This is a genomic window from Brachybacterium phenoliresistens (genome assembly GCF_039530785.1).
In the GTDB taxonomy this organism is placed as follows: Bacteria; Actinomycetota; Actinomycetes; order Actinomycetales; family Dermabacteraceae; genus Brachybacterium; species Brachybacterium phenoliresistens.
Window position 1 is genome coordinate 49,971 of record NZ_BAAAOW010000015.1, and the last position, 7,191, is coordinate 57,161.

6 protein-coding genes are annotated in these 7,191 nt (G+C 75.2%); 5 read left to right on the top strand and 1 reads right to left on the bottom strand.

The features are described 5' to 3' along the window. Positions 1-6 precede the first annotated feature (6 nt). From ABD234_RS18840 to ABD234_RS18860, 5 genes are all read left to right on the top strand, one after another. Positions 7-1,587 carry an AbgT family transporter gene (locus ABD234_RS18840; RefSeq protein WP_038373970.1) on the top strand — a complete coding sequence of 527 codons (1,581 nt, stop codon included), beginning with the start codon at positions 7-9 and terminating at the stop codon, positions 1,585-1,587. Between the two features lie 79 nt (positions 1,588-1,666). Then, positions 1,667-2,797 carry a hypothetical protein gene (locus ABD234_RS18845; RefSeq protein WP_344359557.1) on the top strand — a complete coding sequence of 377 codons (1,131 nt, stop codon included), beginning with the start codon at positions 1,667-1,669 and terminating at the stop codon, positions 2,795-2,797. Beyond that, complete coding sequence (locus tag ABD234_RS18850; protein WP_344359560.1) at positions 2,794-4,020, top strand: sensor histidine kinase; 1,227 nt, start codon at positions 2,794-2,796, stop codon at positions 4,018-4,020. The genes ABD234_RS18845 and ABD234_RS18850 overlap by 4 nt, the downstream gene beginning before the upstream one ends. Beyond that, complete coding sequence (locus tag ABD234_RS18855) at positions 4,017-4,655, top strand: response regulator transcription factor (RefSeq protein ID WP_344359562.1); 639 nt, start codon at positions 4,017-4,019, stop codon at positions 4,653-4,655. Before ABD234_RS18850 ends, ABD234_RS18855 begins: the two co-directional genes overlap by 4 nt. A 10-nt stretch (positions 4,656-4,665) precedes the next feature. Then, a complete protein-coding gene (locus ABD234_RS18860; RefSeq protein WP_344359564.1) occupies positions 4,666-5,811 on the top strand; it encodes an FAD-dependent oxidoreductase in 1,146 nt (381 codons plus the stop codon). On the opposite strand, the gene ABD234_RS18865 is transcribed toward ABD234_RS18860, so the two are convergent. Then, positions 5,798-6,262, bottom strand: a complete 465-nt coding sequence (locus ABD234_RS18865) for a DUF4188 domain-containing protein (RefSeq protein ID WP_425546815.1) — start codon at positions 6,260-6,262, stop codon at positions 5,798-5,800. The genes ABD234_RS18860 and ABD234_RS18865 overlap by 14 nt on opposite strands. Positions 6,263-7,191: the final 929 nt, after the last annotated feature.

A 7,191-nucleotide genomic window follows, 5' to 3' on the forward strand; every position in this document is an offset into this window, starting at 1 on the left:
GTCCCCGTGAGCACTGCACCCGCCGCCCCGCACGGCCTGACCGACCGCCTCCTCAGCGGCATCGAACGGGCGGGCAACAAGCTGCCCGAGCCGTTCATGCTGTTCCTCATCCTGTTCCTGATCACCGGCATCGTCTCGACCGCCATGGCCGTCGCGGGCGTGTCCGTCGAGGTGCCGGGCTCCGAGGAGCCCACCGTCATCAAGGGGCTGTTCACCGGGGAGGGGATGGCCTGGCTCACCACGAGCCTCGGCGAGAACTACATGGGGTTCCCGCCGCTGATCACCGTGATGCCGATCCTGCTGGGCATCGGGATCGCCCAGCACTCGGGACTGCTCGCCGCGGGGATCCGCTTCCTGTTCGGCAGATCCCCGGGCTGGCTGCTGCCCTACGTGGTGGGCTGCGTCGGCGTGATCTCCTCGATCATGGCGGACTCCGCCTTCGTGGTGGTGCCCCCGCTGGCGGCGCTGGTGTTCCAGGCCGCCGGCCGCCACCCGGTGGCCGGACTGCTGGGCGGCTTCGCGGCCGCCGGCGCCGGGTACTCCACGAACATCTTCCCCACCAGCCTCGACGCGCTCTTCGCGGGGATCACCACCTCGGCCATCGAGACCTTCTCCGGGCTCGGGGCGACGGCCGTGAACCCCGTCTCGAACTGGTTCTTCAACATCGCCTCCTCGCTCGTGCTGGGTGTCCTCGCCGGCGTCATCATCGACCGGGTGATCGAGCCGCGGCTGATCCGCCAGGGCGTGCCCCGGGAGGAGACCGCGGACGAGGGCGACCCCGCCGCGAGCTCCGGATCGGCCCGGCAGATGCGCGCCGCCCTCGACCCCGCCGAGCGGAAGGGACTGCTCGCCGCCGTCCTCGCCGGGGTCGCGCTCACCGCGCTGGTCCTCGTCGCCGCGCTGCTGCCGGAGTCGCCGTGGCGCAACGAGGAGGGCGGCTTCCTGCCCCGGTCCCCGCTGCTGAGCTCGATCGTGTTCCTGGTGTTCTCCTACTTCGTCGTGCTCGGGGCGGTGTACGGGGCCGTGGTCGGCACCCTGCGCTCGACCCGCGACGCGGTGGAGATGATGACGGCGGCGATCCGCGAGATGCTCCCGTTCCTCGTGCTGGCCTTCGTCCTGGGCAACTTCATCGCCCTGTTCAACTGGTCCGGCATCGGCTCGTGGATCGCGGTGACCGGCGCGGCGGGCCTCGAGGCCATCGGCCTGACCGGATTCGGGGCGATCCTCGGGTTCATCCTGCTGGCCAGCGGCCTGAACCTGTTCATCATCTCCGGCTCGGGCATGTGGACGATCATGGCCGCGGTGTTCGTGCCCCTGTTCGCGCTGCTGGGCTACGAGCCGGCCTTCACCCAGGCGGCCTTCCGCGTCGGGGACTCCGCGACCCAGATCATCACGCCGATGAACCCGTACATGGTGGTGCTGCTGGGCATGCTGCGCCGGTACGAGCCCGCGGCCGGCCTGGGCACCCTGTTCGCCCGCATGCTGCCCTTCGTGGTGCCCTTCTGGCTGGTGTGGACGGTGATCCTCGCGGTGTTCTTCTTCGTCGACCTGCCGCTGGGCCCCGGCAACGACATCCGCCTGGGCTGATCCGCGCCGCGTCCCGCGGGGGAGGCGGTTCCCCCGCGCGGGGGAGGGCACCGGCCGCGCCGCGCCGCAGGCTCGAGGCATGGACATCTCACCGCCCCTGAACCGCCTCCTGCTCGCCGCGATCCTCGCCGGGACCCTCGGCGCCCTCACCGCCCTGATCTGGCTGCTCGCCCCGGGCACCTCGCCCCTGGCCACCATGGCCACCCCGCCCCCGCTGGTCGCCCTGCTGGGGGCGGGGCCGATGCACGGCGCGCAGCTGCTCGCCGCCCTGCTCTGCCTCGCCGCGGCCGCCGCCGCCCGGGCCCGCGGCACCGCCCCGCGCGGGCTCCTGCTGGGCGGCGCCGCCCTCGCCATCGTGGTGCCCGGCCTCGCCTTCGGCTCCATGGCGACCCTCTCGCACACCGGCTACATGGTCGCCTTCACCGTGCCCGTGCTGGTCGTGGCATCGGCCGCGGCGCTGATCCGCCGCGGCGGCACGGCCCGCTGGGCGGTCGGGGTCCCCGTGCTCGCCGCGATCGTCGTCGGGCTCGTCGCCGGCCGCGCGGTGCTCGGCCACCTGGCCGCCGTCCTGCTCCCGGCCCTCGCCCGGGAGCTGGTGCCGCTGGCCTCGACGGCGCTGTTCGTGGGCACCGGCGCGATCTGGACCGGGATCGGCCTGCTGGCCCTCGCGGGCACCGCGGCGGCCGGCCGGATCGGCGAGGCCCTGCGGCGTCACCGTCGCCTCTGGACGATCGTCGCCGCCTGCGGCCCCCTGCCCTACGCCCTCGCGCGGCTCACCTGGCTGACCCCGTGGCCGCTGTTCGGCGGGGAGATGGCCACCGCCGATCCCGCCACCCGGGTGTGGGGCCTCGCCCTGTCCGGCGGATGCTGGCTGGGAACGCTGCTGACCATCGGCCTGATCCGCCCCTGGGGCGAGGTCTTCCCCCGCTGGTTCCCCGCGGTGGGCGGGCGCCCCGTGCCCGTGGCGCTCGCCGCGATCCCCGGATTCACGGTCGCCGCGCTGCTGTGCTTCGCCGCCGTGCCGGTGGTGCTGTCCGGCGTCGGCACCGGGATCGGCCCGATGCGCGGCCTCGCCCTCGCCCTGGTCTTCCCCTGCTGGATCTGGGGCCCGTCCCTGGCCCTCGCGGTCGCCGGCTACGTCGCCCACCGCCGCGCCGCATCGGCCGGCTCTCGCCCCGTGCCCGCCGCATCGGCGAGGATGGCGGGATGAGAGGCAGCCGGCCGGGAGGGCGCGTGGCGTGGCTGATGGCCGGAGCGGCCATCTGCACCGCCGCCGCCCTGCTCGTCGCGCTGTTCGTCCCTCCGGAGCTGCGGGTGCGCGGCTTCGCCCCGATGGTGCTGGGCAGCGCGCTGCTGGGCGGGCTGGTGGGCCTGGTCCCGGGCGTGCGGGAGATCGAGGTCGCCGCCGCCCGCACCATGCTCGGCGTCGAGGAGGACCTCGTCGTGCCCGCCCGGCCGAGCCCCGCCCACCGGCTGCGCGGCATCGCCTTCGTGCAGGTGCACCTGCTGTCCGGGGCGGTCCTCGCCGCCGGCCTGACGATGGCGCTGCCCGCCTCGACCGTCGTGATCGTGGACGTCCTGCGCGGAGGCGCCGGCTCCTTCCTCCCGCTGCCCGCCGATCCGCTGGGCCGGGCCGCGGCGGGGATCGGGGCGGGGCTCCTGGCGGTGCTCGTCCTGGTCATCTGGTGGCCGCTCGGCGCGCTCGCCGCCCGCCTGGCCCCGGTGCTGCTGGGCCCCACCGCGCAGGACCGCCTGGCCCTGGCCCTGGCGCGCAGCGCGCAGGAGGCCGCCCGCACCCGCATCGCCCGGGACCTGCACGACGGCATCGGCCATGCGCTCACCGTCGTCTCCCTGCAGGCCGCCGCGGGCCGGCACGTCATCACGCGGGACCCCGCCTCCGCGGAGGAGGCCCTGGCCCGCATCGAGGACACCGCCCGCCGTGCCCTCGAGGAGCTGGACGGCATGCTCGCCGCCCTCCGCGAGGACGCCCCGTCCGGCGGCGCAGAGCCCTCCGGCCAGCACCGCCGCCGCCTCGAGGCGGTCCTGGCCGAGCATCGCCGCGCCGGCATGGACCTGCACGCCCAGGTCGACGTCCCGCCCGACCTCCCGGCCGTGCAGGGCGAGCACCTGGTGCGGATCCTCGCCGAGCTGCTGGCCAACGCCCACCGCCACGGCGGCCCCGGCCCCGTGGAGCTGCGCCTCGGCCCCGTCGGATCCGTGCTGCATCTCGAGGTCAGCAACCCTCTCGCCGATGCGGCCGATGCGGCCGATGCGGGCCCCGCCGCCGCGGACCGGGTGCCCCGCCGCGGCGGCCACGGCCTGCCGGGCCTGTCCGAGCGCTGCGCCCTCTTCGGCGGCGAGCTCGAGGCCGGTGCCGAGGCCGGCCGCTGGAGGGCCCGCGTCCGTCTCCCGATCCTCCAGGAGGAGCCATGACCTCGATCCGAGTGCTGCTGGCCGATGACGAGCCGCTGGTGCGCCAGGGCCTGCGCATGATCCTCGACTCCGAGGACGGCATCGAGGTCGTCGGGGAGGCCGCCGACGGCGCCGAGGCCCTCGCCGCGGCCCGCCGCGAGGAGCCCGATGTCATCTGCATGGACGTGCGCATGCCGGGGGTCGACGGGATCCGCGCGACGGAGCTCGCGCTGCGCCTGCCGCATCGGCCGCGGGTGCTGGTGGTGACCACCTTCGAGCACGACCAGTACGTGCAGGAGGCGCTCGCGGCCGGCGCCGCGGGCTTCCTGCTCAAGCGCGCCCGCGCGGAGGAGATCGTGCAGGCCGTGCGCACCGTCGCCTCCAGCGACAGCCTGCTGCTGCCCGAGCACGTCCGCGCCCTGCTGCGCCCCCGACCGCAGCGTGCCCGCCCCGACGGGCCGGAGCTCACCGCCCGCGAGTCGGAGGTCCTCGCCCTGCTCGCCGAGGGGCTCAGCAATGCCGAGATCGCGGACCGCCTGCAGCTGGGCGTCGAGACGATCCGCACCCACGTGGCGGCGATCCTCCGCAAGCTCGGCGCCCGCGACCGCACGCAGGCCGCCGTCATCGCCTATCGGTCCGGTCTCGTGGAGCCCTGAGGAGGGGCCGATGGAGATCCTCGTCGTCGGAGCGGGCGTGAGCGGCCTCGCCGTCGCCCACGAGCTCGCCGCGCATCACCGCGTCACGGTGCTGGAGGCCGCGCCGGGCCCGCGCGGCGGCGGCTCCATGATCGACCTGTTCGGGCCCGGCTTCGACGCGGCGGAGAGGATCGGGGTGCTGCCCGCGCTGCGCTCCCGCGGCCGCCTGCTGCGGGGCGTGCGGTACGAGGCGGCCGATGGCACCCCCACCGGGCGCCTCGACGCCGCGCCCCTGGTGGAGGCCGCCGGCGGCCGCTGCTTCTCGATCCTCCGGCCGGAGATCGAGCAGGCCCTGCTGTCCTGCCTCCCGGGCGGCGCCCGGATCCGGTACGGCGCGCGCGTCGACGCGGTGCGGGACGCCGGAGGAGACCACGCGGAGGTCGTCCTCGCGGACGGCGGGGTCCTCGGCGCCGACCTCGTCGTCGGCTGCGACGGCGTCCGCTCGGCGGTGCGCGCCGCCGTGGCCCCGCAGCACGCCGCGGTGATCCCGATGGGCTTCCGCGCCGCGAGCTTCCTGCTGGAGGCGCCGCGGCTCGCCGCGGAGCTGGGCGACTGGGCGCTGATGACCGACACCGTCGGCCGCATCGGCGGGCTGTATGCCTGTGATGCGCGGCGCATCGCGCTGTTCCTCGCCGAGCGGACCGATCGCCGCGACGTCTCGCGCCCGGTGCCCGACCGGGACCGTCTGCAGCGCACCTACCAGGGGCTGCACCCGCTGATCGACGCGGTGCTGCCGCTGTGCCCCGAGACCTTCTACGACGACCTGGTCGCCCAGAGCGCCGCACCGCGGTGGAGCACGGGCCGCCTCGTCCTCGCCGGCGACGCGGCCCATGCCGTCTCCCTCCTCGCCGGACAGGGCGCCTCGCTCGCGATCGCCGGCGCCGAGGCGCTGGGCCGCTCCCTGCGGGCGAGCGGACCGCACATCGGCGCGGTTCTCGCGGAGTACGAGCGCCGGTTCCGGCCGGTCGTCGAGCGGGCGCAGAGCTCGGGCCGGCGCAGCGCCTCCGCGTTCATCCCCGCCACCGCAGCTCAGCTGCGCATGCAGCAGCTCGGGCGCCGGGCTCTCGGCGTCCCGGGCATCGCCCGCCTGCTGACCAGGCGGTTCATCGCGGCGTGACGCCGGCCGGACCGCCGGCCGAGGCCAGCCGCTCCCGAGCTGCCTTCCCGCGGGCGGCCACCGGAACGGTCCCCACGGCGCGGGCCAGGCCCACCGCGGCCCCGCCCACGTAGACCGACTCGATCCCGGAGGCGGGCACGACGTAGGTCTCGTGCCATACCCCGACGGCCCCGGGATGCTTCCGTGCGGCGGCGTTGAACCGCTTCCACGCCGGCAGATGCGCGTGGTCCGGATCGGTCGCATAGGCATAGAGCTGCTCCACGCTGCGCCAGTACTGCACGACCCACGGGCCGTCCTTCCCGATCAGCGTCTCGGCGTGCAGGAAGCCGAGGTCCTCGACCTCGCCGCGGGCGGCGGCGTCCCGGTTGCGGCTGAGCTCGGCGATCATCGGCGGCATCGCCAGGAGCACCGGCCCCCAGAGGTCGGGCCGATGCCGCGCGCGGATGGTCATGCCGATGTGGAAGACGACGAGGTCCCCGCCCGGGGCGTGGGTGAGCGTCGGCGGCCGGTGGGGGCGCTGGGGCTCCCGGAGGCGCTGCGGACGGCGGGCCGTCGGGTCGGCCGATGTGCGAGACCGCCGGCGGCCGGGACGGGGGGACAGAATGCGGGACGTCGAACTGGGCATGGCATGGCTCCTCGGGCCCGGCGACTGGAAAGTGCGACTTTCTAAGTGTGCGGCGGGAGGGCTCCCGGCGTCAAGAGGTCTGCGGCGACCGCGTCAGAATGGTTTTCGACCGCTGCTGGCGGTGCTGTCAAGACCTTTTATGAAATTGTGGATAACGGCGCCGTGGGGAGGAATGATGTGCGGCGCGCGGAATCTCGTGGCGGAGGTGACGGACTCGTGGTGGACCAGGTGGGAGTAGTGGTCGAGTGTCGAGCGGTGTGGGGGAGGAGGAGCGGGGCATCTTTTTCCACAGATGTTGTGGCGACCCTTCAGTAATGCGGCTTCGGGGTGTAGGTTGGGTTTCGAACAGGCAATCGAAAGCGACGGCGGTGGGGCTGTCGGCGAGTCCGGGGAGGGGGTGGTCGGCGTGTCGCAGGATCAGGTCTCTGGGGCATCCGGGCCGGGCCCCGGCTCGCGTCCCGGCCCTGGCTCGCGTCGCGGCCCCGGTCCCGGTTTGGGCCCGGGCTCGGGTTCCGGTGCTGATGCTCGGGGTCGTGCGCGGTCCGCTGCGGCTTCGGGGGCGGATGCGGGGAGCAGGACCCGGGGTGAGCGGCGTGGGGCTGCTGCGGCGCCGACGAGTGTGGGGGATTTCGTGGCGCGGGTGCCGGCGGCGATGGTGCGGGGCCCGGTGCGCCGGGCGGTGTCGCGGGAGGCGCTGCCGGGGCGTGCGGGGGTGGGGCAGGAGCCGGTGCTGTCGGCGGTGGCGGTGGCGGTGT